This window comes from Vibrio sp. Vb0598, assembly GCF_033338935.1.
Classification (GTDB): Bacteria; Pseudomonadota; Gammaproteobacteria; order Enterobacterales; family Vibrionaceae; genus Vibrio; species Vibrio alginolyticus.
Map to the genome: position 1 here is coordinate 32764 of NZ_JAWOTP010000010.1, position 22510 is coordinate 55273.

The 22510-nt window shown below is 43.8% G+C and carries 21 protein-coding genes; 12 read left to right on the forward strand and 9 right to left on the reverse strand.

The genetic code is table 11. The annotated features are described in order from the left end of the window. Nucleotides 1–101: 101 nt before the first annotated feature. The 6 genes from R7Q38_RS11970 to yfcE all read left to right on the forward strand — a co-directional run bounded on the left by R7Q38_RS11970 (nucleotide 102) and on the right by yfcE (nucleotide 3348). Entirely contained in the window at nucleotides 102–836 is a 735-nt protein-coding gene (locus tag R7Q38_RS11970; protein WP_017634823.1) for a DUF1538 domain-containing protein, read from the forward strand. Then, nucleotides 833–1624 (forward strand): DUF1538 domain-containing protein, encoded by a 792-nt coding sequence (locus R7Q38_RS11975; protein ID WP_005382078.1) that lies wholly within the window; start codon nucleotides 833–835, stop codon nucleotides 1622–1624. Before R7Q38_RS11970 ends, R7Q38_RS11975 begins: the two co-directional genes overlap by 4 nt. Continuing rightward, a complete protein-coding gene (locus R7Q38_RS11980; RefSeq protein WP_005382084.1) occupies nucleotides 1614–1964 on the forward strand; it encodes a P-II family nitrogen regulator in 351 nt (116 codons plus the stop codon). The genes R7Q38_RS11975 and R7Q38_RS11980 overlap by 11 nt, the downstream gene beginning before the upstream one ends. Beyond that, nucleotides 1961–2368 (forward strand): CBS domain-containing protein, encoded by a 408-nt coding sequence (locus R7Q38_RS11985; protein WP_005382085.1) that lies wholly within the window; start codon nucleotides 1961–1963, stop codon nucleotides 2366–2368. The genes R7Q38_RS11980 and R7Q38_RS11985 overlap by 4 nt, the downstream gene beginning before the upstream one ends. Before the next feature lie 149 nt (nucleotides 2369–2517). Beyond that, a complete protein-coding gene (locus R7Q38_RS11990) occupies nucleotides 2518–2727 on the forward strand; it encodes a hypothetical protein (RefSeq protein WP_005382086.1) in 210 nt (69 codons plus the stop codon). Between the two features lie 75 nt (nucleotides 2728–2802). Continuing rightward, a complete protein-coding gene (yfcE, locus tag R7Q38_RS11995; RefSeq protein ID WP_005389637.1) occupies nucleotides 2803–3348 on the forward strand; it encodes a phosphodiesterase in 546 nt (181 codons plus the stop codon). 39 nt (nucleotides 3349–3387) lie between these two features. Here yfcE and R7Q38_RS12000 read toward each other — a convergent pair whose 3' ends face one another. From R7Q38_RS12000 to R7Q38_RS12015, 4 genes are read right to left on the reverse strand one after another with little or no spacing between them, the layout of a single operon-like run. Continuing rightward, entirely contained in the window at nucleotides 3388–3666 is a 279-nt protein-coding gene (locus tag R7Q38_RS12000) for a SelT/SelW/SelH family protein (RefSeq protein ID WP_005382088.1), read from the reverse strand. 21 nt (nucleotides 3667–3687) lie between these two features. Continuing rightward, nucleotides 3688–4443, reverse strand: coding sequence for a sulfite exporter TauE/SafE family protein (locus R7Q38_RS12005; RefSeq protein ID WP_213967006.1), 756 nt, complete (start codon nucleotides 4441–4443; stop codon nucleotides 3688–3690). 46 nt (nucleotides 4444–4489) lie between these two features. Further along, on the reverse strand, nucleotides 4490–5005 hold the full coding sequence (gene toxS / locus R7Q38_RS12010) for a transmembrane regulator ToxS (RefSeq protein WP_005382091.1): 516 nt from the start codon (nucleotides 5003–5005) through the stop codon (nucleotides 4490–4492). An 11-nt stretch (nucleotides 5006–5016) separates the two neighbouring features. Then, nucleotides 5017–5895 carry a transcriptional regulator gene (locus tag R7Q38_RS12015; protein WP_005382092.1) on the reverse strand — a complete coding sequence of 293 codons (879 nt, stop codon included), beginning with the start codon at nucleotides 5893–5895 and terminating at the stop codon, nucleotides 5017–5019. Nucleotides 5896–6166: 271 nt separating this feature from the next. Between R7Q38_RS12015 and htpG the strand changes: the two genes are divergently transcribed. The 3 genes from htpG to hemH all read left to right on the forward strand — a co-directional run bounded on the left by htpG (nucleotide 6167) and on the right by hemH (nucleotide 10166). Next, the gene (htpG, locus tag R7Q38_RS12020) at nucleotides 6167–8071 is read left to right on the forward strand and encodes a molecular chaperone HtpG (protein ID WP_213874635.1); all 1905 of its coding nucleotides are present in this window, start codon (nucleotides 6167–6169) and stop codon (nucleotides 8069–8071) included. A gap of 320 nt (nucleotides 8072–8391) precedes the next feature. Next, nucleotides 8392–9036: an adenylate kinase gene (adk, locus tag R7Q38_RS12025; RefSeq protein WP_005382094.1), complete on the forward strand. Its 645-nt coding sequence runs from the start codon at nucleotides 8392–8394 to the stop codon at nucleotides 9034–9036. A 167-nt stretch (nucleotides 9037–9203) separates the two neighbouring features. Further along, nucleotides 9204–10166, forward strand: a complete 963-nt coding sequence (gene hemH, locus R7Q38_RS12030; protein WP_318114244.1) for a ferrochelatase — start codon at nucleotides 9204–9206, stop codon at nucleotides 10164–10166. 49 nt (nucleotides 10167–10215) lie between these two features. Here the strand turns inward: hemH and R7Q38_RS12035 are convergent, their stop codons facing one another. Next, on the reverse strand, nucleotides 10216–11604 hold the full coding sequence (locus R7Q38_RS12035) for a peptide MFS transporter (protein WP_213874636.1): 1389 nt from the start codon (nucleotides 11602–11604) through the stop codon (nucleotides 10216–10218). A gap of 334 nt (nucleotides 11605–11938) precedes the next feature. Between R7Q38_RS12035 and rfaH the strand changes: the two genes are divergently transcribed. Further along, a complete protein-coding gene (gene rfaH / locus R7Q38_RS12040; RefSeq protein WP_213870012.1) occupies nucleotides 11939–12439 on the forward strand; it encodes a transcription/translation regulatory transformer protein RfaH in 501 nt (166 codons plus the stop codon). A 115-nt stretch (nucleotides 12440–12554) separates the two neighbouring features. On the opposite strand, the gene asnB is transcribed toward rfaH, so the two are convergent. From asnB to nagA, 4 genes are all read right to left on the reverse strand, one after another. Then, nucleotides 12555–14219, reverse strand: a complete 1665-nt coding sequence (gene asnB, locus R7Q38_RS12045; RefSeq protein WP_005384979.1) for an asparagine synthase B — start codon at nucleotides 14217–14219, stop codon at nucleotides 12555–12557. A 230-nt stretch (nucleotides 14220–14449) separates the two neighbouring features. Continuing rightward, nucleotides 14450–16039, reverse strand: a complete 1590-nt coding sequence (locus tag R7Q38_RS12050) for a cation:proton antiporter family protein (protein ID WP_047102890.1) — start codon at nucleotides 16037–16039, stop codon at nucleotides 14450–14452. Between the two features lie 81 nt (nucleotides 16040–16120). Beyond that, entirely contained in the window at nucleotides 16121–17335 is a 1215-nt protein-coding gene (gene nagC / locus R7Q38_RS12055; RefSeq protein ID WP_005382105.1) for a DNA-binding transcriptional regulator NagC, read from the reverse strand. 2 nt (nucleotides 17336–17337) lie between these two features. Next, entirely contained in the window at nucleotides 17338–18474 is a 1137-nt protein-coding gene (nagA, locus tag R7Q38_RS12060; RefSeq protein ID WP_239938475.1) for an N-acetylglucosamine-6-phosphate deacetylase, read from the reverse strand. Nucleotides 18475–18963: 489 nt separating this feature from the next. On the opposite strand from nagA, the gene nagE reads away from it, so the two are divergent. Both nagE and glnS read left to right on the forward strand, forming a co-directional pair. Then, nucleotides 18964–20457, forward strand: coding sequence for an N-acetylglucosamine-specific PTS transporter subunit IIBC (gene nagE / locus R7Q38_RS12065; protein ID WP_005384985.1), 1494 nt, complete (start codon nucleotides 18964–18966; stop codon nucleotides 20455–20457). Nucleotides 20458–20733: 276 nt separating this feature from the next. Beyond that, nucleotides 20734–22404, forward strand: a complete 1671-nt coding sequence (gene glnS / locus R7Q38_RS12070) for a glutamine--tRNA ligase (RefSeq protein ID WP_005382124.1) — start codon at nucleotides 20734–20736, stop codon at nucleotides 22402–22404. Nucleotides 22405–22510 lie beyond the last annotated feature (106 nt).

Consider the following 22510-nt stretch of genomic DNA (forward strand, 5'->3'; position numbering starts at 1 on the left):
CGCTAGTGTATTCACGGTAGAAGAGTGAAATCTATGCCAGACTAGAAGTTATCGCTCATTGGAACGAGCGTAATCAGTTTGCACAATCAAGGAGGATAGGCATGGAAGCATTTGTTGCGCTTTTTCGAGCGCTCCTCAATAGTGCTCGTGACTTATTACCCATCATCATTGTTATCACTTTTTTCCAATTAGTCGTTTTGCAAGAGCCGCTGCCCAACCTGGTCTCCATTCTTTTTGGCTTGTTGCTTGTCGTTTTAGGATTAACCTTTTTTATCTTTGGCCTAGAACTTGGTCTTTTTCCTATCGGAGAGAGTATGGCTCAAGCCTTTGCAAAAAAAGGCAGCGTGTTTTGGTTATTAGTCTTTGCGTTTTGTTTGGGGTTTGGCACCACGATAGCTGAACCTGCATTAACCGCGGTAGCAGAAGAAGCATCAGAAGTTGCGGCAGAAGGAGGGATGATCACAAACTCAGAGCAATCCATGCAGGATTATGGACAAGGGCTACGAGTAACGGTGGCACTTTCTGTGGGGATCGCTATCGTTATTGGCGTTCTGCGCATCTTAAAAGGGTGGCCAATTCATTACATGATCATTGGTGGCTATGTAGGCGTTGTAATACTGACGTGGTTTGCACCTGAAGCCATTATTGGCGTCGCTTACGATTCCGGAGGTGTAACCACGTCCACCATAACAGTACCTTTGGTCACTGCTCTGGGCGTCGGTTTAGCGTCTTCTATTAAAGGGCGCAACCCTATGGTGGATGGCTTTGGTTTAATTGCTTTTGCCTCGCTGTTACCGATGATGTTTGTGATGGTTTACGGAATGGTCGTAACATGATTTCAATTGATCATTTCCTAGACACTTTATTATCGACCGTTAGAGACGTCGTTCCCATCGCCAGCATTATTTTTGGTTTTCAGTTAGCCGTGTTAAGGCGTCCTGTTAGCAACCTTAAGAAAGTTTTGCTTGGGTTCGTTTATGTGATTTTCGGGTTAGCTCTTTTTTTACTTGGATTAGAAATGGCGTTGTTTCCACTTGGGGAGACGATGGCTGTGCAATTAACGGCGCCGGAGTTTTTACAAGAGTTCAAAGTATCGGTAGGGAAAGCCTTAATGTGGGTCGACTATTATTGGGTTTACACCTTCGCCTTTTTTATAGGCTTTAGTACCACGATTGCAGAGCCTTCTTTAATCGCTGTAGCGATAAAAGCAAACCAAGTCTCTGGAGGCAGTATCAGTATTAACGGCTTGCGCGTAGCCGTTGCGTTTGGGGTGGCAATTGGTATTGCATTAGGGAGTTACCGGATTGTCGTGGGCGATCCCATTCATTATTACATCATCGCGGGTTACATCGTCGTTGTGATTCAAACGTTTTACGCTCCTAAGCTTATTGTTCCACTCGCCTACGATTCTGGAGGCGTAACAACTTCTACCGTCACTGTCCCACTTGTAACTGCATTAGGGTTAGGGCTTGCTTCGACCGTCCCTGGAAGAAACCCAATGATTGATGGCTTTGGCTTGATCGCGTTTGCCAGTCTATTTCCTATGATCTCTGTGATGGGCTATGCGCAAATAACCCAGTGGCTGAATAAAAACGTCTCGGAGGAAGAAGAAAATGCGCTTTAAATTGATACTTGCGTTTGTTGAAGACAGCAAAACAGACAAGGTGCTGGACGCTGCACGCGATGCTGGTGCGACCGGTGCAACAGTGATTAACAATGCTCGCGGGCAAGGTTTAAATCAAAAGCGAACGTTTTTTGGTTTAACGCTAGAAGTGCAAAAAGATGTGCTGCTGTTTGTGGTCGAGGAACATCTCTCTCGACACATATTAGAAACCATTAATGAGGTTGGTGAATTTGACAGAGAGTCGGGACAGGGGATTGCTATTCAGATCGATATTGAAGATGCAGTCGGTGTCGCGCATCAAGTCGAGACATTGACCAAAGTGGTCGAGGATGAATTATGAGTGATCAAACGATAATTAGAGTTCGAGATGTTATGGCGGCAACGTATGTGATGGTTGATGGACTGATGACCGTATACGAAGGCATAACGCTAGCGAAAAAATACCAAGTCAAAGCGCTGGTGGTGAAAAAGCGAGATGATAATGATGAATATGGCATCGTGTTGATGAATGATATCGCCAAAAAGGTGCTGGCGAATAATCGTTCTCCTCAGCGCACAAATATTTATGAAATCATGACCAAGCCCGCTTTGTGTGTCGAACCAGATATGAACGTAAAATATTGTGCACGTTTGTTTGAGCGATTTGGCATAAGCAGAGCGCCGGTCATTGAAAGTGGCGAGGTCATTGGGATGGTGAGTTATAACAATATTGTCATCAACGGTATGGTGCGAGAAGAAGTGTAATAGGTTGATATAAATGAAAAATCAACGAATTTTTTCTCAAGTCAGCGACTGTTACAAAGAACTAAAATATTTAATATATGTTAGGTTGCATATGTATTAATTCACCATTATTCTTTGCGCCCTAAGCCTAATGTCGAGGAATCTGTATCATGCCTTTAGTCTCTTGCCCCGTGTGTGAGAAACAAATCTCAAAACGCGCTCATGCATGTCCAGGATGCGGAGAGCCCGATCCGCTGCACCATCTAGCCAAATCAAAATTTATGTCGATGGTGTTTTGGATACTGGTGTTGGTTGGAACAGCGTATGCAGCATGGTTCTATGTTTTGCCTATGGTCATTGAATCATTGCGCTATCAGTAGTATTCAAACCGTCGTAGGTTGAGCTGCTAAAAAAATGCCGTAGAATGACCTCATACTTTTTGAGGAGACGATGTCGTGAAACTATTTTTTGCCTCAGACCTGCATGGCTCTTTGCCAGCAACTAAAGAAACCATTGATCTATTTTTGGCCTCTGGTGCGCACCACCTGATTTTGCTAGGAGATACGCTAAACCATGGGCCGCGAAACCCTATTCCAGAAGGCTACAACCCTCCACAGGTAGCAGACTTATTGAACCAATACAGTGATCAAATTATTTCTGTACGTGGCAACTGTGATAGTGAAGTGGACCAAATGCTATTGAAGTTTCCAATGATGATGGATTACTCATGGGTGCTACTTGAATCTGGCAAGAGAATCTTTTTGACTCATGGTCACTTGTACAACTCTGAAAAACGGCCGCCACTGCGTGAAGGTGATATCATCGCCCACGGTCATACACATGTTCCCGTCGCAGAGATGCAAGACGGAGCCATTATATTCAACCCAGGCTCGATGACATTCCCACGTAATGGCTTACCGAGAAGCTTTGGTACTCTAGAAGACAATAAGCTAACGGTAAAAACGCCAGAAGGCGAAGTATTAGCACAAACCATGATTTAACGGTTTTACTAAGTAAAAAAATAGGGAGCGAATTGCTCCCTATTTTGTGTCTGAATGTCCTAAATCGCGTTCTGGGTCGATAATGTCTCTAACGCGCTGTTTTAGCACCTTGGCTTCAGGAAAGCCGCTGTCTTTTTTCCGTTCCCAAATTTGTTGGCCATTACAGAAAATTTCGAAGCGACCACCTGTGTCTGGGTGTAAGCTGATTGTTTCTATTTCTTCGCTAAAAGTATGCAGTAATTCTTGCGATAGCCAGGTTGAACGCAACATCCAGTTGCACTGGCGGCAGTAATAAATATCAATGATTGCTTTATCCATGAAACTTTCCTTTTAATCTTTTTAAACCAGCAACTTGATGCCCACGGCAAACGTGAGAATTTCGAATGCAACTTTAATCACTCTGTTACTGTATCGACTCGCGGCCCATGCGCCTAAACTGCCGCCTAGAAATGAGCTTAACAATAAAACAGGTAACCAAGCCCAGTGAATAGGCGCCCCTGCCTGTACGACGGCAATGCCTCCAATGCCATTCCAAAACAGGCCGACACAAATCATGGTGTAAGCAACGGCTTGTTTGTAGTCGTAACCAAACCAGCGCACCAAAAATAGTGTCACGAGCAAACCAGAACCTGCGGTAAGAGATCCGTTAATGATGCCGATAAACAGTAAGCCAATTCCACCAATAACCCAACCAATAGGATGACGGTTGCGTATTACTTCAGCTTGGCCTAGCGATGTCTTAAGTCGCGAGTAGATACCCAGCGCTAGGATCATCGTGCCGAGCATCTTTTCCGCGATACCATCAGGGATCTGTACAATTAAGTTAGCCCCTAAAATCACGCCAGTACTACCGGACAAGATAAGGTAGAGCGCGACTTTCCATTTAATAGTGCCTGATCTTAAATGCGTGCTTGCTGCGCCTAAGCCTAAAGCGACCGAAGCCACCTTATGTGTGCCTAGCGCAACGGAGAACGGTAAGCCGAGAAAGATGAGTAAAGGGAATTGAAGCAAGCCTGCTCCGCCACCGGAAAGTGAAGCCAGCGTGTTGGCGATTAGTGAACCGAAAAAAAGGGTAAGGGTATCTAGCCAATCCATAAGCAAAACAAAGGGGGCGTCTTGCCCCCTTATCATCCAATCAAAATTAGTTTTTAAACAGTACCGAAGAACCGTGGTTCAAGCTAGTGAGCAATAGTGTTTTTTCGTTCACGACGTCAATACGACGACTTTGCTCCGCATCTAGCTTAAAAATTTGAGTAATCAAACGTAGCTGTGCTTCGGAAAAGTCTTTTGATTGAGAAGATGAAATATCTTTAAACTCCGAAGGCGAGACCAACAAATAGTTGTCACTTACTTCCCAGCGGCCTTTTTCCGAGATATTTATCGTTGATTCTGCGGTTGAACCTTGAGCGAATAGTTTTATATTTGCTACGCGAATATAGTCACCATTAGGGAGATATTTCACGTTTGATTCAACATTAACTCGGCGTAGTGGGCCGACAGTATCGTCAGGCAAGCTGTCTGTAATGACTGTCACCATGGTCGACTGCCATTCGTTTGCTGTGAGGAGCTGCTCCACTTTTAGGTCACTTCCCCAATACAACCAACTACTGAAAAGAACGGATACGGCCAAAACCGCAGATGCTAATTTAATCTTCATATTGGCCTCCTTTATTTGCAGATGTCTGTTGGATCGTTTTGACCTGCGAAAATACGCAGTGTTACGTTCTCGTAAGAGTGGTTACTGTCATGAATGTAGTTCAGAATCAGCTGGTTATTTTGTCCACCAGTGGCAATCACTTCAACTGGCAACGAGTCTTCTGCATGGTGCTTCACGTAGCGCTCAATGCATTGCTCTATTGAAGGCAACCAGTTGTTGATTTGAGGGTGATTTACAGGTGTCATCACCGGTACACTTTGATACTCACCAATCTGACGGAATTGGGATTCCGCAGGGTTCGTGAATAACAATACGCAAACAGGAAGCAGCAGAGACAAAAAGATAATGACACGCGGTAGCCAGTTAATCGTGTTAGATGCTGGCTTCGGCTGAGTTTTAGTCGGCTCTACTTGAGGCTCAAGATCAGCAGTAGTATCGGTCACTATCTCTGTTGGTGGTGTATCGCTCGCTTCTAACTCCACTGCTGGCGCTTCTTGTTCAGAAGCGGTTTCTTCAACGTCAGTGTTAGAGTCAGTAGAAAATGGGCTCAAGCGTTCCACTGAACAAATGAGTTGGTAGCCACGTTTAGGTACCGTTTTAACAAACTCTGGAGATTTTGTTGAATCCTTCAACATCTTACGCAGAGTAGAAATCGCTTGAGTCAGGCTTGAGTCATCCACCTCAAAACCTTGCTCACGCCAAACAAACTCGTGAAGCTCGTTACGGGTTAAAACTTCGTTTGGTCTCTCTGCCAACATCAGAAGTATACGGCTTTCGTTGCTTCCTAATCGTACAACGTCGTTGCCGTTTTGTTGGTCAGCGAGCGAATTACTATTTGGATCAAAGGTGAACCTTTGAGCAAGTAGAAATTTGGTGCCAATGTTAGTCATTTAGTTCTTCTTAGATGGATGATGTTGTAATTATGGTGATTTATGTCACAAAATTACCGGGGCGCTTGGAGTGCGCACGACATTTTAGATGCTTTTAGACGGGTAGGATAATTAAAATTTTCTAAAAAAACACCGTTTTTAGCAATATTGACCTTGAATTTACATTTGTCAGCCACATGTTAAATGACATCTCGGTAAGGTGATTTCAAGGGGAAAGTCACAAACTTGTCCCTATGAAAAAGCCAATTAGTTTAGATGTTATGGAGCACACATGAGCGAAACCGTATCTCAAAATAAAGAAACTCGTGGTTTTCAATCAGAAGTAAAACAACTACTGCATTTAATGATCCATTCTCTTTATTCAAATAAAGAGATCTTTTTGCGCGAGCTGATCTCTAACGCATCAGATGCATCAGACAAACTGCGCTTTCAGGCGTTATCTAACCCAGATCTATACGAAGGTAATGCAGACCTTTGCGTGAAACTGTCGTTTGATGAAAGCGCAAATACCTTAACCATTTCTGATAACGGTATCGGTATGAGCCGTGATGATGTGATTGAGCACTTAGGAACAATCGCAAAATCTGGTACAGCTGAGTTTTTCTCAAAGCTATCTGAAGAGCAGAGCAAAGACTCTCAGCTTATTGGTCAGTTTGGTGTTGGTTTCTACTCGGCATTTATCGTTGCTGACGCCGTTACCGTGCGCACTCGCGCTGCGGGTCTAGCCGCTGATGAAGCGGTACAATGGCACTCAGCGGGTGAAGGTGAGTACACCATCGAAAACATTACCAAAGAGTCACGTGGTACCGACATCATTCTTCATATGCGTGAAGAGGGTAAAGAGTTTTTGAATGAGTGGCGTCTACGTGACGTTATCAGTAAGTACTCTGATCACATCGGCATTCCTGTTTCAATCCAAACTGTCGTTCGTGATGACGAAGGCAAGGAAACAGATGAGAAGAAGTGGGAGCAAATCAACAAAGCCCAAGCACTGTGGACGCGTAACAAATCTGACATTTCAGAAGAAGAGTATCAAGAGTTCTACAAGCACGTATCACATGACTTTGCCGATCCATTGGTCTGGAGTCATAACCGTGTAGAAGGTAAAAACGATTACACGAGCTTACTATACATCCCATCGAAAGCACCTTGGGATATGATGAACCGCGACCACAAATCAGGCTTGAAACTGTACGTACAGCGCGTATTCATTATGGACGATGCAGAGCAATTTATGCCGTCATACTTACGCTTCGTACGTGGTTTAATAGACTCAAACGATTTACCGCTAAACGTATCGCGTGAGATCTTACAAGACAATAAAGTGACTCAGTCTCTACGTAATGCTTGTACTAAGCGCGTGCTAACGATGCTCGAGCGTATGGCCAAGAATGACGAAGAGAAATACCAATCATTCTGGAAAGAGTTTGGTCTTGTGATGAAAGAGGGCCCTGCGGAGGACTTTGCAAACAAAGAGAAAGTTGCAGGTTTATTGCGCTTTGCTTCAACTGAAGTGGGCTCTTCTGAGCAAACTGTGGGCTTGGCGTCTTACGTTGAGCGCATGAAAGAAGGTCAAGATAAGATCTACTACTTGACGGCAGACAGCTATGCAGCTGCGAAAAACAGCCCTCACTTAGAACAGTTCAAAGCGAAAGGCATTGAAGTTATCTTGATGTACGACCGCATTGATGAGTGGCTGATGAACTACTTAACTGAGTTTGATGGTAAACAGTTCCAGTCAATCACTAAAGCTGGGCTTGATCTAAGTCAGTTTGAAGATGAAGCAGAAAAAGAGAAGCAAAAAGAAACCGAAGAAGAGTTCAAGTCGGTTGTAGAGCGCACGAAGTCTTACCTAGGCGATCGTGTGAAAGAAGTTCGTACGACCTTCAAACTCGCATCTACGCCTGCTGTTGTGGTAACGGACGATTACGAAATGGGCACTCAAATGGCGAAGCTTCTTGCGGCAGCTGGTCAAGCTGTGCCGGAAGTGAAATACATCTTTGAGCTAAACCCTGAGCACGAATTGGTTAAGCGTATGGCTGACGAAGCCGATGAAGAAGCGTTTGGTCGCTGGGTTGAAGTTCTGCTTGGTCAGGCAATGCTAGCGGAGCGAGGCTCTATTGAGGATCCAACAGAGTTCTTAGGAGCCGTTAATCAACTTTTGACTAAGGTGTAATAACCTCTGCAAATCAAAAAGCTCGCATTTCGCGAGCTTTTTGTTTGTTGTCGCAAAATTTTGCATCTCAAGTGCTGAGTTAATAATCAATAGGGCGTGAAAGAGGGTACTGTTAACATTCTTTAGTCTTAATACACTCTTTGCTCAGAGAACCTGTGATAGAATCTGCGACTTGAATGTGAGTAATAAGGCGTGTATTTTTGCTCGCCTATATACGTTATACCGAAACTTATCGTTGCAGGTGCTTCTCAGGTTTGATGTCTAAGAGGTCAGCTATTGTGAGCTTCGGTATAAATCTTAAATATTAAAGAGGATAAATCATGCGCATCATTCTTCTAGGTGCTCCAGGTGCAGGTAAAGGCACACAAGCAAACTTCATCATGGAAAAATACGGTATTCCACAAATCTCTACTGGTGATATGCTTCGTGCTGCTATCAAAGCAGGTACAGAGCTTGGTAAACAAGCCAAAGCTGTTATTGACGCTGGTCAGCTAGTTTCTGATGAAATCATCCTTGGTCTTATCAAAGAGCGCATCGCTCAAGAAGACTGTGCAAACGGTTTCCTACTAGATGGTTTCCCACGTACTATCCCTCAAGCTGACGGCCTAAAAGAAATGGGCGTAGACGTAGACTACGTTATCGAATTTGACGTTGCAGACGATGTAATTGTTGAGCGTATGGCTGGTCGTCGTGCTCACCTTCCTTCTGGTCGCACTTACCACGTGGTTTACAACCCGCCTAAAGTGGAAGGTAAAGATGATGTAACTGGTGAAGATCTTGTTGTTCGTGATGACGACAAAGAAGAAACAGTACGTGCTCGTCTAGGTGTTTACCACGAGCAAACTGCACCGCTAATCAACTACTACGGCAAAGAAGCTGAAGCAGGCAAGACTAAGTACCTTAAGTTTGATGGTACTAAGCAAGTAGCTGAAGTTAGTGCGGATATCGAGAAAGCACTATCTTAATTTGCTGAAGTCAAAAATTTAATATTTTGATATATTGAAAGCGGCCCAAGTGGTCGCTTTTTTTAGTTTACTCGTAAACATATATCTAATTAACTTCAGCTCGGCTATTCGTTACTTCGAGGTTACTTAAATATATGAACCAAGCCGTTTACCATGAATAGGATGTTATGAAAGAGAATAATAAACAGGGTGTACTCCTAGTTAACCTGGGAACTCCTGACGCACCAACCGCTCCTGCCGTAAAGCGCTTTTTAAGTCAGTTTCTTCATGATCACCGAGTGGTAGACATGACTCGATGGCTTTGGTGTCCACTATTGCACGGCGTTATCCTTCCTATCCGAGCTCCTAAAGTTGCCAAACTCTATCAATCAGTATGGATGGAAGAGGGCTCGCCGTTGATGGTGTACTCTAAACGCCAAACTGAAAAGTTAGCACAAAAGCTTGATATACCTGTAGAGCTTGGTATGACGTATGGTAACCCAAGTTTACAATCAGGCTTTGAAGCCCTATTGGCGCAAGGCGTTGATGAAGTCATTGTTTTACCGTTGTATCCGCAATACTCGGGAACAACAACGGCAGCGGTTTCTGACGGAATCACTAAAGCATTTAAAAACCTGCCTGTGATGCCAAGCTTTAGCTTTATTCATGATTATTACAATCACCCGAAATATATTGAAGCGTTAGCGCATTCAGTTCGTGAACATTGGCAAAAGAATGGTCAGGGAGATTACCTGCTGTGTTCTTATCATGGTATTCCAAAACGCTATGCTGACAATGGTGATGTTTACCCACAGCATTGTGAAGAGACGACTCGCTTGCTTGGGGAAGCGTTAGGTTTAAGCGAACAACAAATTGGCATGACGTATCAGTCCCGATTTGGGAGAGAAGAGTGGCTTCAACCTTATACCGACAAGACCCTAGAGGCACTTCCTGCAAAGGGTGTGAAAAATATTAATGTTGTGACCCCTGCATTTTCGTCAGATTGTTTAGAGACGTTGGAAGAGATCTCGGAAGAGTGTAAAGAGATTTTCCTTGAAGCTGGTGGTGAAAACTTTACCTACATCCCTTGTTTGAACGATAGTGAACTTCATATCGAGATGATGGTTGAGTTAGTTCAATCTAAACTTTAGATACAAAAAAGGGTCGCAATAGCGACCCTTTCTACGTTTAGTTGAGCGATCAAGCAACTTGTACTTGCTGCTCTTCTACTTGCTCTGCCGTGCTGTGCGTATTTTCAGCGCCATGCATCCAGCGAACGAGTGTATTAGAGAATAGGAGCAAAATTACGCCACTTACGGTTGCGCTGACCGCAATACCACTAAAGATAGCCATAGCGCCTAACTCGCCTACGTGAGAGCCCACATAGCCCGCAACATAGTTAGCAATCGCATTACAGCCAAACCATGCACCCATCATAAGTGAAGCTAAGCGAAGCGGTGCTAATTTAGTCACCAATGAAAGACCAATTGGTGATAAACACAGCTCGCCTAATGTGTGGAAGAAGAAAGCGCCGACCAACCATAACATCGATGTTTTTACTGTTGTATCTCCACCTTGTTCTAGCACTGCGCCAACCATACAAAGGAAACCAATCGCCAAGAAAAATAGTGCCATCGCAAATTTCACTGGCGAAGTAGGTTCACGTTTACCCAATTTTACCCAAAGGACAGCCAGAACTGGCGCTAGAGTAATAATGAAAAATGGGTTTAGTGATTGGAACCACGCAGCAGGAACTTCGAAACCACCAATCATGCGATCAGTATATTGTTGAGTGTAGATGTTCATCAGACCACCAGCTTGTTCAAAGCCTGCCCAGAAGACAATAGTGAATAAGCTCATGACCAGAATTACTTTTAGTCGATTCACTTCTTCTTTGTTGAGTGGCTGCTTCGTGGTGGCGTTTTTGTTGTTTAGATCTCGTTTCGCCGCTGGTTCGCGACCAATATCACCAAGCCATGATTGAGCCAGTACCATTTGCATCACTAGGCTAACCAGCATACCCACACCAGCGGCAACAAAGCCTGCTTTCCAACCGTAAGAGGTTGTCACAGAGCCAGAAACGACGCCGGCAAGTAATGCACCTAAGTTGATACCCATATAAAAGATAGTGAATGCGCCGTCACGACGGTTGTCACCTTCTTGATAAAGGTCGCCAACCATGGTTGAGATATTTGGCTTAAAGAGACCGTTACCAGTGATAAGTAGGCCAAGACCTAAATAGAAACTGTGTAGCGAACCAATACCTAAAGCATCAGCAGGAAGTGCAAGAGTAAACTGGCCGATGGCCATTAACGCGCCACCAAGCAAAATTGAGCGACGTTGACCTAAATAGTTATCTGCTAGGTAACCACCGATAAGAGGCGTGATATACACAAGCCCTGTGTATATGCCGTATAGGTCTAATGCGTCTTTGGTTGACCAGCCAAGGCCGCCGTTCATTGTTGTATCGGTGAGGTAAAGCACGAGAATGGCACGCATTGCGTAGTAAGAAAAGCGTTCCCACAGTTCTGTACCGAACAATAAGAACAGGCCACGTGGATGACCAAAATATTGATGTTGGTTTGACATAAGCTCTTCTAATAATAGTTATTACATTTTTTAACGACTTCTACGTATACAATGCAATTCAACGAGTGACAAATAATAAAATTTTGCCATTCGACTATTTTTGTTTGTTAAGTAGCTGTTTTTGATTGGATTTGCAGATTATATGATGGTGTATTGGTGGTGTTACAAACTTAATTTCCATTTTTGCCTATGGACTTCTTTATCGTAAGTTGCTGAAAAAATGTCGTTAATGCGAGCGATGTATAATCATACTTTTATAGATAAACTGAATATCAATGACTCAACTTTGGCTTAATGCTAGGATAAAAACAAAATAGAATTGGCTAGTAAAAAGATGAAACGTTGGTATCTACTTTATTGTAAACGTGGGGAGCAGGTTAGGGCGAAACAACACCTTGAAAACCAAGGTGTGGAGTGCTTTTATCCAACTGTAGAAGTTGAGAAGATTTTGCGCGGTAAAAGACAAAAAGTCGAGGAACCGCTGTTTCCTTGTTACGTATTCGCTTACTTTGATTATGAGCAAGGGCCAAACTTCACCTCAGTCCGCTCTACTCGAGGTGTTGTTGACTTTGTGCGTTTTGGTGCTCAACCGAAAGAAGTTCAAGGTGATTTGGTCTTCGAATTGATGAAGCTAGAAAAGTGTTGTAATGACAATACCGTTTCTGAATGCATGCCAAAACCAGGCGATCAAATTAGAGTTAAAAGCGGTCAATTTGCGGGCATAGATGCCATATTCCAAGAACAAGATGGTGAGAAACGCTCAATTATGCTAGTTCAGATGATCACCAAGCGTGTGCCTGTCAGCATAGACAATAGTGATTTAGATTTAAAATAGCCTAATTCCATCAAACATAAAAAGAGGTGCAAAAGCACCTCTTTTTGATCGTATCTAATTTTTTGTCTGTTTTAAAAGGGTTGGACGAACCGACCCTTATCTTTATCGTAGAGAATTAGTATGAGTCGTTGTGAACGGTCTGTACTGCACGACCTGATGGGTCAACACAGTTTTGGAACGATTCATCCCATTCAATCGCCTTCGCTGAAGAACACGCTACTGAAGGGCCTCCTGGTACACACTCTGCTGCTGATGGAAGTGGGAATAACTCTTCAAAGATTTCACGGTACACGTAGCCTTCTTTTGTCGTTGGCGTGTTGTATGGGAATCGATATTGAGCTGTTTCCATCTGCTGGTCTGTCACTTTCTGTTCTGCTACTTCTTTCAGCGTATCGATCCAGCTGTAGCCAACGCCATCAGAGAACTGCTCTTTTTGACGCCATGCGATCGATTCTGGCAGGTAGTGCTCGAAGCACTCACGAAGGATGTGTTTCTCCATTTTACCGTTGCCACACATCTTGTCTGCTGGGTTCAAGCGCATTGCTACATCAATGAACTCTTTATCTAGGAAAGGTACGCGTCCTTCAACTCCCCATGCTGCCAGCGACTTGTTAGCACGAGCACAGTCGAACATGTTCAGAGCAAGCAGTTTACGCACTGTCTCCTCGTGGAACTCTTTCGCGTTTGGCGCTTTGTGGAAGTAAAGGTAGCCACCAAAGATTTCGTCAGCGCCCTCACCAGACAATACCATCTTGATACCCATCGCTTTGATCTTACGACCCATTAAGAACATAGGTGTTGATGCGCGGATAGTCGTCACGTCATACGTTTCAATGTGGTAAATCACGTCACGAATCGCGTCCAAACCTTCTTGAATCGTGTACGTCATTTCGTGGTGAACGGTACCAATTTGGTCGGCAACTTCGCGAGCTGCTTTCAGGTCAGGCGCGCCTTCTAGGCCAACAGCAAAAGAGTGCAGTTGAGGCCACCAAGCTTCAGACTTTTCATCATCTTCAATACGCATCGCTGCAAAGCGTTTTGCTACCGCAGATGTAATAGAAGAATCTAGACCGCCTGAAAGAAGTACACCGTAAGGCACGTCAGTCATTAGTTGGCGTTTAACAGCCGCTTCTAGCGCTTCAGTCAATTCTTCTTTGCTAGTGCTGTTACCTTGTACTGCTGCGTACTCGTTCCAGTCACGAACATAGTAACGTGTTGGCTCAGTATCTTTAGAGCTGTAGTAGCTACCAGGAGGGAATTCACTTACTGTTTTACATACTGGAACAAGAGCCTTCATCTCTGATGCCACATAGTAGTTACCATGCTCATCGTGACCTTGATAAAGAGGGATAATACCAATATGGTCACGGCCGACTAAATACTCATCTTTTTCTTCGTCGTAGAGCACAAAAGCGAAAATACCGTTTAGTTCTTCAAGGAGATCTGCACCCATATCTTGGTAAAGTGCAAGAATGACTTCACAGTCTGAATCGGTTTGAAATTCGTACTTTCCTTCGTAACGAGCACGAATTTCTTTATGGTTGTAGATTTCACCATTGACGGCAAGGATGAGCTTCTTATCAGGGCTGTATAGCGGCTGTGCACCACTATTTAGACCAACAATCGCCAAGCGCTCGTGCGCTAAAATAGCACGCTCTGAAGAGTAAATCCCAGACCAGTCTGGGCCACGGTGACGAAGTTTTTTCGACATCTCTAATGCGATAGGGCGCAATGCGGCTGCATCGCTTTTAATGTCTAAAATGCCAAATACTGAACACATACTACATCCTTACTAAACTAAACAATTTCTAATCGGTATGGTTTAAATTTGCCATTACTAATAAAAAAAGCAACGTTTTGTGATTAAAAAAATAATAAAAGGCCTTGTTGTATGGAAAACATTTAACTCAACCGTTGTTTTGGTGAATGAGATCAAGGTTTGGTATAAAAACTATACAAAAAAGGCTTTCTATCAATAGAAAGCCTTCCGAAAAATATCAGTGCTGTTGCTTATTTAATTGGTGTGAATTTAGGTTGAAGTTGTTTACAGACGTGTCGAGCAAAACCGCTACCAGCTTCACTATAAATATTGAATGCTGCGTCAACGCCATTTTCAAGTAAGCCTTCCAATTGATCTGGGTATTCGGCGATAGCGGCAATTTGCCCCTTATATTTTCTGCGTTTAAGCTGCTCAAGTGCTGTTTGGTTACCTTGATGATGTGGCATTGCAAGCAGAACCAGTTTTACATGACCTGTATCTAAAATTCGCTCCCAGAAATCCGGGTCGGTGGCATCACCAGAAATAACATTTCTTCCTTCTGAACGATGATGATGTGCAGCGTCTTCACGAATTTCTATACCCAATGAAATTTTGCCATAGCGTGAGCGTAGCTCATCATAAGCGCCCGTCCCAATACGCCCCATACCTAAGATCAATACTTGGGCATGACCTGGGTTGATGAGTTGGTCGCGTTGATTGAGCTTTTCTACCGCTGTCTCTTGCAGCCACTTACCTGAATGTTGATAAATTTTATGGCTAAGGCGGTTAAGTGGCGCGGAAATTACAAAGGATACCGACACCGCAACCGCAATCGCAGCAAGCATATCACTTGGCATCCAGCCCATTTTATAGGCCAACCCTGCAACAATAAGACCAAACTCACTGTAGTTAAATAGTGATAAAGAGGCGAGCAAAGAGGTACGTACTCGAAACTTAAAATGATTAATAGTAACGAAGTACAAGAGTCCTTTGATTGGTAGCAGTAAGATAAATAGCAGGGCGAGAACGACGCCATTCACGCTCAATGAGGCGGATAAACCAATGTTTAAAAAGAAGCAGACTAAAAAGAGCTCCTTCATATTGAATAATGACTTGGATAGTTCTGAGGCTTTTGGGTGACCTGCGAGTAGCATGCCTAAAATTAGCGCGCCCAAGTCTGGTTTCATCCCGACCAACTCGAATAGCCCAGCACCGATAACAAGCGCGAAGAAAATACCGAATAGCACTAGCATTTCGCCGTGGCCAACTTTATCGAGCAGCTTATAGAATAGAGGACGAAGGAAAGGCAGTGCGAACAAACCGATGGCATACCATTCTGGGACTTTTCCGGTTGAAGCAGTCAGGAATACTACGGCAAAAATATCTTGCATAACCAAGATACCGATCGCGAGTGTGCCGTAGGTCGCGTTCATTTCGCCTTTTTCTTGCAATGCTTTTACGGCAAAAACGGTACTAGAGAACGATAGTGCAAAAGCTAAAAGCAGGATTTGGCTGCCGTCCATACTGGCTAGCGAAGTCAAGCCCAGTAGTTTTAAGCCGGATAACGCTAGGGCAAAAAAAGCGGTAGAGAGTATGTTGTGGGCGGTTGCCCCTCCCCATATTTCTTTGGACAGCAGGGTTTTTACATCGAGTTTGAGTCCAATAGTAAACAGAAGAAGAGTAACACCAAGATCTGCGAGAGTGACGATAACGTCATTGCTTTGGTAACCAAATGCATGCAAGCCAAATCCAGCTAGTAGAAAACCAACGAGGGGAGGGAGGCTGCATTTAAGCGCAATAAAACCAGCTAAAAAAGCGGCTGTAATTAGAATAATTTCCATACTGTTAAGCTGTATTCCTGATATACAAAAACGGGCTGTGAAAACACAGCCCGAGATTGTAACTCAATTGGTTGTATAAACTTAGTCTTCCAGTAACTTTTGTAACAAAACTCCGTTCAGCATAGCGCGTTTAATCATCGCAAATGCGCCCATCGTTGGCTGCTTATCAATGTGAGAAGCCACGATAGGGAGGTCGTTATGGAAAGTTTTAAGAGATTGATTCTCTACATTGCGTTGAATTGCAGGGAAAACAATATCTTGTGCTGCAGTAATATCGCCAGCAATTACAATTTTCTGTGGATTAAATAAGTTAACCGTAATCGCAATCGCTTTACCTAGCTGGTTGCCCACTCGCACTAAACTCTGTTTCGCAAGTTCATCACCATTCATTGCGTGCTGACATACCGCTTCAATTGTGATGTTTTCAAGGTCGGTTAAGCTTGATTCGTATCCTTGAGTAATCAGTTGCTTCACTCGTTGAATAATCGCTGGGTTTGCAGCTACGGTTTCTAAACAGCCAAAGTTTCCACATTGGCATTGCTCACCAAGCGGGTCAATTTGGATATGACCAATTTCACCGACGTTGCGGTTAAAACCAAGAAAAACCTGGCCGTTAACGATAATACCTGCGCCAGTACCGCGGTGGACGCTAACCAAAATAGAATCCTGGCAGTCTTGGCTTGCTCCAAAGTAGTGCTCAGCCAACGCCATGCCACGTACGTCGTTGCCAACAAAGCATGCTGTATTAAACTTCTCTCCAACAATTTCACCGAGAGCAAGATTATCGATATCGGTATTAGGCATGTATTCGACCACGCCAGTTGTTGGGTTAACAAGGCCCGGTAAAGTGATGCCGATAGCGATGAGTTGATCAATTTTGTCTTCGCAACGGCTTACGAAATCTTTTAATAAATCGATAAGCCCTGCGATTAAGTCTGCTTGGTTAGTGTAGTGCAATTCATGCTGATCTTCTGCCAGCGCGGTGCCACCTAAATCGTATAAACTGAACTGTACGTAATCTCGACCTAAGCGAACGGCAATCGAATGAAAAGGTTTGACTTCAGTAGTCAAAGAGATCGCACGACGACCACCAGTTGAAGCTTGTTGGGCGACCTCCTTAATAAGGCCGCGCTCTAAAAGTTGGCGGGTTATTTTGGTAACACTAGCAGGCGCGAGCTGACTCACGTCCGCGACTTGAATACGGGAGATAGGACCTTGCTGATCAATCAGCCTATATACCGCAGCGCTGTTAAGCTGTTTTACTAAATCTACATTACCAATCTGTCCGCCATTCATGCTTAATTTTGCTCGTATTGTCCGTTAACAACCGTCGCTTTTACTTTAAAGTCACGATCGAAAATAGTCAGGTTTGCAACCATCCCTTTTCGAACTCGGCCAAGGCGATCCTCAACACCAATTGCTGTTGCTGGGTATAACGTGGCCATTCGTAGAGCTTCGTCTAAAGCGATCCCCGCGTGCTCAACTGAATTCTGAACTGCTTCAATCATTGTCAAAGCTGAGCCGCCTAGCGTGCCATTTTCATCAACACACTTACCATCTCGGTAATATACTTTCTTACCGACAAAAATAAAGTGATCAATGTTAGCACCTGCTGGAGCTGTGGCATCCGTCACCAAAACAAGCTTGTCACCTTTGATTTTATGAGCAATTCGGATGTTTGCGTAGTCGACGTGAAAACCATCAGCAATAATGCCAGCGTATACGTCAGGAGTATCGTAAATTGCACCAACAACTCCTGGTTCACGACCAACCATTGGTGTCATTGCATTAAAGAGGTGTGTAGCAAAAGTAATGCCTGCTTCAAAGCTTTTACGTGCTTCGGCGTAGGTTGCATTTGTATGGCCAATTGAAACCACGATGCCAGCAGCATTTAATCGCGCAATATGCTCTGGGTCGTTATGCTCAGGTGCTAGTGTTACTTTCGCTACGATATCGGCGTTTGCGCAGATAAGGTCGATCATGCTTTCGTCTGATGGGCGAATAAAATCGACGTTATGGATGCCTTTTTTCGCGACGTTAAGGTAAGGACCTTCGAGGTGTAAACCAAGCGATTGATTTTGATACTTGTTGTGGTACTCACGAGCTGCGGCAATTGCAGTTCGCATATCTTCATCAGATGACGTAATGAGTGTTGGCAGGAAGCTAGTACAGCCAGATTTGAGGTTTGCCTGGTGCATGATTTGCATGGTTTTAGGGGTAATTGCATCGTTTAGCATTACACCGCCACAACCGTTCAACTGCAGATCGATAAAGCCTGGACTTAGATTAGCGCCTGCAAGGTCTTTTACTTCGATGCTTTGAGGTAGCTCAGAAACCGGCACAATAGATTGAATAAGATCGTTTTCGATGATGACCGCATGATCGGTAAGAACATCACTACCGGTATAAATTTTACAGTTACTTAGCGCGTACATAGTCAGCTAGTCCTTATAGATGAGAATTCAATTTCTATATCGTTATCTAAGTAGAGACTGCTTCAGTCATATGGGTACTTAGTTTGTATCACTGAATTAGATAACGAGTCACATACAGCAAGTCGCGTTTTATCGATGTTATTGTCATAGTAACTAACTGAAAAGTAATAATTGTATGGTTTTTTATGATTCTTTTTCAGAGCAAAGTTACAGTGATTTACCCGCCTAGATACCAAAATAACACTGATTCTGCCTTGCATAAAGTGCGAGAATATTATCTTTAAAACGCCATTTTTTCGTATAATAAAATAAGTTTTATGATCTCGCTAGCAAAAACCTTCCGAAAGGGCAAATTGTGGTGATTATGATCACAAACGGTGAGCTTTTAATTTGCGGAGCAAAATTAATATCATAAACTTAGGATGACTAAATTGGACGGCTGAAATAAGTCATTCAACATAACATCTAATCCTATAGGGGGAACTTAAGGTGAACATTCTCGGATACTTCCAGAAGGTGGGTAAGGCGCTTATGGTGCCGGTTGCCACACTTCCTGCAGCAGCAATACTCATGGGTATTGGCTACTGGATCGACCCAAATGGCTGGGGCGCAAACAGTGCACTTGCTGCATTTCTTATTAAAGCTGGTGCAGCGATCATTGACAACATGTCAGTATTGTTCGCTGTTGGTGTTGCTTACGGAATGTCTAAAGACAAAGATGGCGCCGCTGCACTTTCAGGCTTCGTGGGCTTCTTAGTTGTCACAACGCTTTTGGCCCCTGGTGCAGTATCACAAATTCAAGGCATTGACCCAAGTGAAGTACCTGCTGCATTTGGTAAAATCAATAACCAGTTCGTCGGTATCTTGGTTGGTATTGTTTCTGCTGAGTTGTACAACCGTTTTTCTCACGTAGAGCTGCACAAAGCACTGGCGTTTTTCTCTGGCAAGCGTCTTGTACCGATCCTAACGTCTTTTGCTGGTATCGTTATTGCGTTCATCCTGATGTACGTTTGGCCATCAGTTTACGGCGGTCTGGTCAGTTTTGGTGAAAGCATTCAAGGTATGGGTGAAGCAGGTGCAGGTGTTTACGCATTCTTCAACCGTCTTCTAATTCCTGTTGGTCTGCACCATGCACTAAACTCAGTGTTCTGGTTTGATGTTGCTGGTATTAATGACATTCCAAACTTCCTTGGCGGTGCGAAATCATTAGCTGAAGGCACGGCAACGGTAGGTGTTACGGGGATGTACCAAGCGGGCTTCTTCCCAATCATGATGTTTGGTTTACCAGGCGCTGCTCTAGCGATGTACCATACTGCGAAATCAAAGAATAAAGAGAAAGTGGCATCTATCATGATTGCAGCTGCGTTTGCTTCATTCTTTACAGGTGTAACAGAACCACTTGAATTTGCATTCATGTTCCTTGCTCCAGGACTGTACGTTCTTCACGCAGCGCTGACTGGTCTATCAGTTTATATCGCGGCATCAATGCAGTGGATTGCAGGTTTCGGTTTCTCTGCTGGTTTAGTCGACTTAGTATTGTCGACTCGTAACCCGCTAGCGGTAAACTGGTACATGCTCATTGTACAAGGTCTTGGTTTCTTTGCGGTTTACTACTTCGTGTTCCGTACCGTGATTGTTAAGTTTGGCCTTAAAACACCGGGACGTGAAGATGATGAAGAAGCTTCATCTAACGTGGCTGGATCAAGCAATTCTTCAGAGCTTGCTCGTCAGTACTTGAAAGCACTTGGCGGTCATGACAACCTAAGTTCTATCGATGCCTGTATTACTCGTTTGCGCCTTTCTGTGAAAGATATGAGCGTTATCAATGAGAAAACTCTGAAAGATCTTGGAGCTATGGGAGTTGTGAAGCTAGGTACAAACAACCTACAAGTTATCCTTGGTCCACTAGCAGAGATTGTTGCTGGTGAGATGAAGAATGTATCTAAAGATGAAGACTTAAGTGGTGTTCAGTTACCAGCTTAACTGTTTAATAGTGGTGCGATTGTTTGTTATTGGTATTGCAAACAATTGATACTACAACATCGCAAAAGGCCTCCGCAGGAGGCCTTTTTTCGTTTAGGCCCTTTGAATCTGCTTTGCTTTCACGCCAACTCGATAAATATTGTCGTTTTAGAGCGAGTTCTTGTTGTCTAATTGCTTAGAATTGTGGATCATTAGGAACAATATACTCTGTGAAACCATACTTGGATACAGGGTTCCGTTTTCTCTGACAATACTAATATTTTTGAGGTGCTATAGATGAGTGAAGCTGATGCTCGTCCATCAAACTTTATTCGCCAGATCATTGATAAAGATCTAGCGGATGGTAAACACACTAGCGTGCATACTCGATTCCCGCCGGAGCCAAATGGCTACCTGCATATCGGTCATGCTAAGTCTATCTGTTTGAACTTCGGTATTGCTCAGGACTACCAGGGTCAATGTAATCTGCGTTTCGACGATACAAACCCTGAAAAAGAAGACATCGAATACGTTGAGTCTATCAAGAAAGATGTAAACTGGTTGGGCTTTGAGTGGAGTGGTGAAGTATGTTACTCATCAAACTACTTCGATAAGCTTTACGAATATGCAATTGAATTGATTAACAAAGGCTTAGCGTATGTAGATGAGCTAAGTCCAGAGCAAATTCGTGAATACCGCGGCACACTAAAGGCGCCAGGTAAACCAAGTCCATACCGTGACCGTTCTGTTGAAGAGAACTTGGCGTTGTTTGAAAAAATGCGCGCTGGTGAATTTGAAGAAGGTAAAGCGTGTCTTCGTGCTAAAATCGACATGGGTTCTTCATTCATGGTCATGCGCGATCCAGTTTTATACCGTGTGCGTTTTGCTACGCACCACCAAACTGGTGATAAGTGGTGCATTTACCCAATGTACGACTTTACGCACTGTATTTCTGATGCATTAGAAGGCATTACGCACTCTATTTGTACGCTTGAATTCATGGATAACCGTCGTCTGTACGATTGGGTTCTAGACAACATCACGATCGAAAGCCGTCCACATCAATACGAGTTCAGTCGTTTAAACCTTGAATACACAGTGATGTCTAAGCGTAAGCTTAACCAGCTAGTTACTGAAAAACTGGTTAATGGTTGGGATGATCCACGTATGCCGACTGTCTCAGGTCTGCGTCGTCGTGGCTTCACACCTGCATCTATTCGTGAGTTTTGTAAGCGTATTGGTGTAACGAAGCAAGAAAATATGATCGAGTTTAGTTCATTAGAATCTTGTATTCGTGATGACCTAAACGAGAACGCTCCGCGTGCAATGGCTGTACTGGATCCTGTTAAAGTTGTTATCGAAAACTTTGAAGCAGGCGCAGTAGAAAACTTGACAGTTGCCAACCACCCAAATAAACCTGAAATGGGCGTGCGTGAAGTGCCATTCACGCGTGAATTGTGGATTGAGCGTGAAGACTTCCGTGAAGAAGCGAACAAAAAGTACAAGCGTTTAGTGCTAGGTAAAGAAGTTCGTTTACGTGGTGCTTACGTGATCAAAGCTGAGCGCGTTGAAAAAGATGCCGAAGGCAACATCACAACGATCTTCTGTTCTTACGATGCAGATACGCTAGGTAAAAACCCAGCAGATGGTCGTAAAGTGAAAGGCGTTATTCATTGGGTGTCAGCTGATAAAGCTCTTCCAGCGGAAATTCGTCTGTACGATCGTTTATTTACGGTGCCAAACCCAGGCGCAGCGGAAGATTTTGCTTCTACTATCAACCCTGAATCATTAGTTGTGATCAATGGCTTTGTCGAGCCTAGCCTAGCTTCTGCAGAAGCAGAAAAAGGTTACCAGTTTGAACGTATGGGTTACTTCTGTGCAGACTCGAAAGACTCTTCAGCAGATAATCTAGTATTCAACCGCACGGTCGGTCTACGTGATACCTGGGCAAAAATTGAGAATCAATAATCTCGATTAATGCTGAGAATGATGAAAAAATGCCAGCAAACGCTGGCATTTTTTATACCTACTCCCACAGAGCGCTATATAGATGTGCAAGACTGTGGAGAAAAAG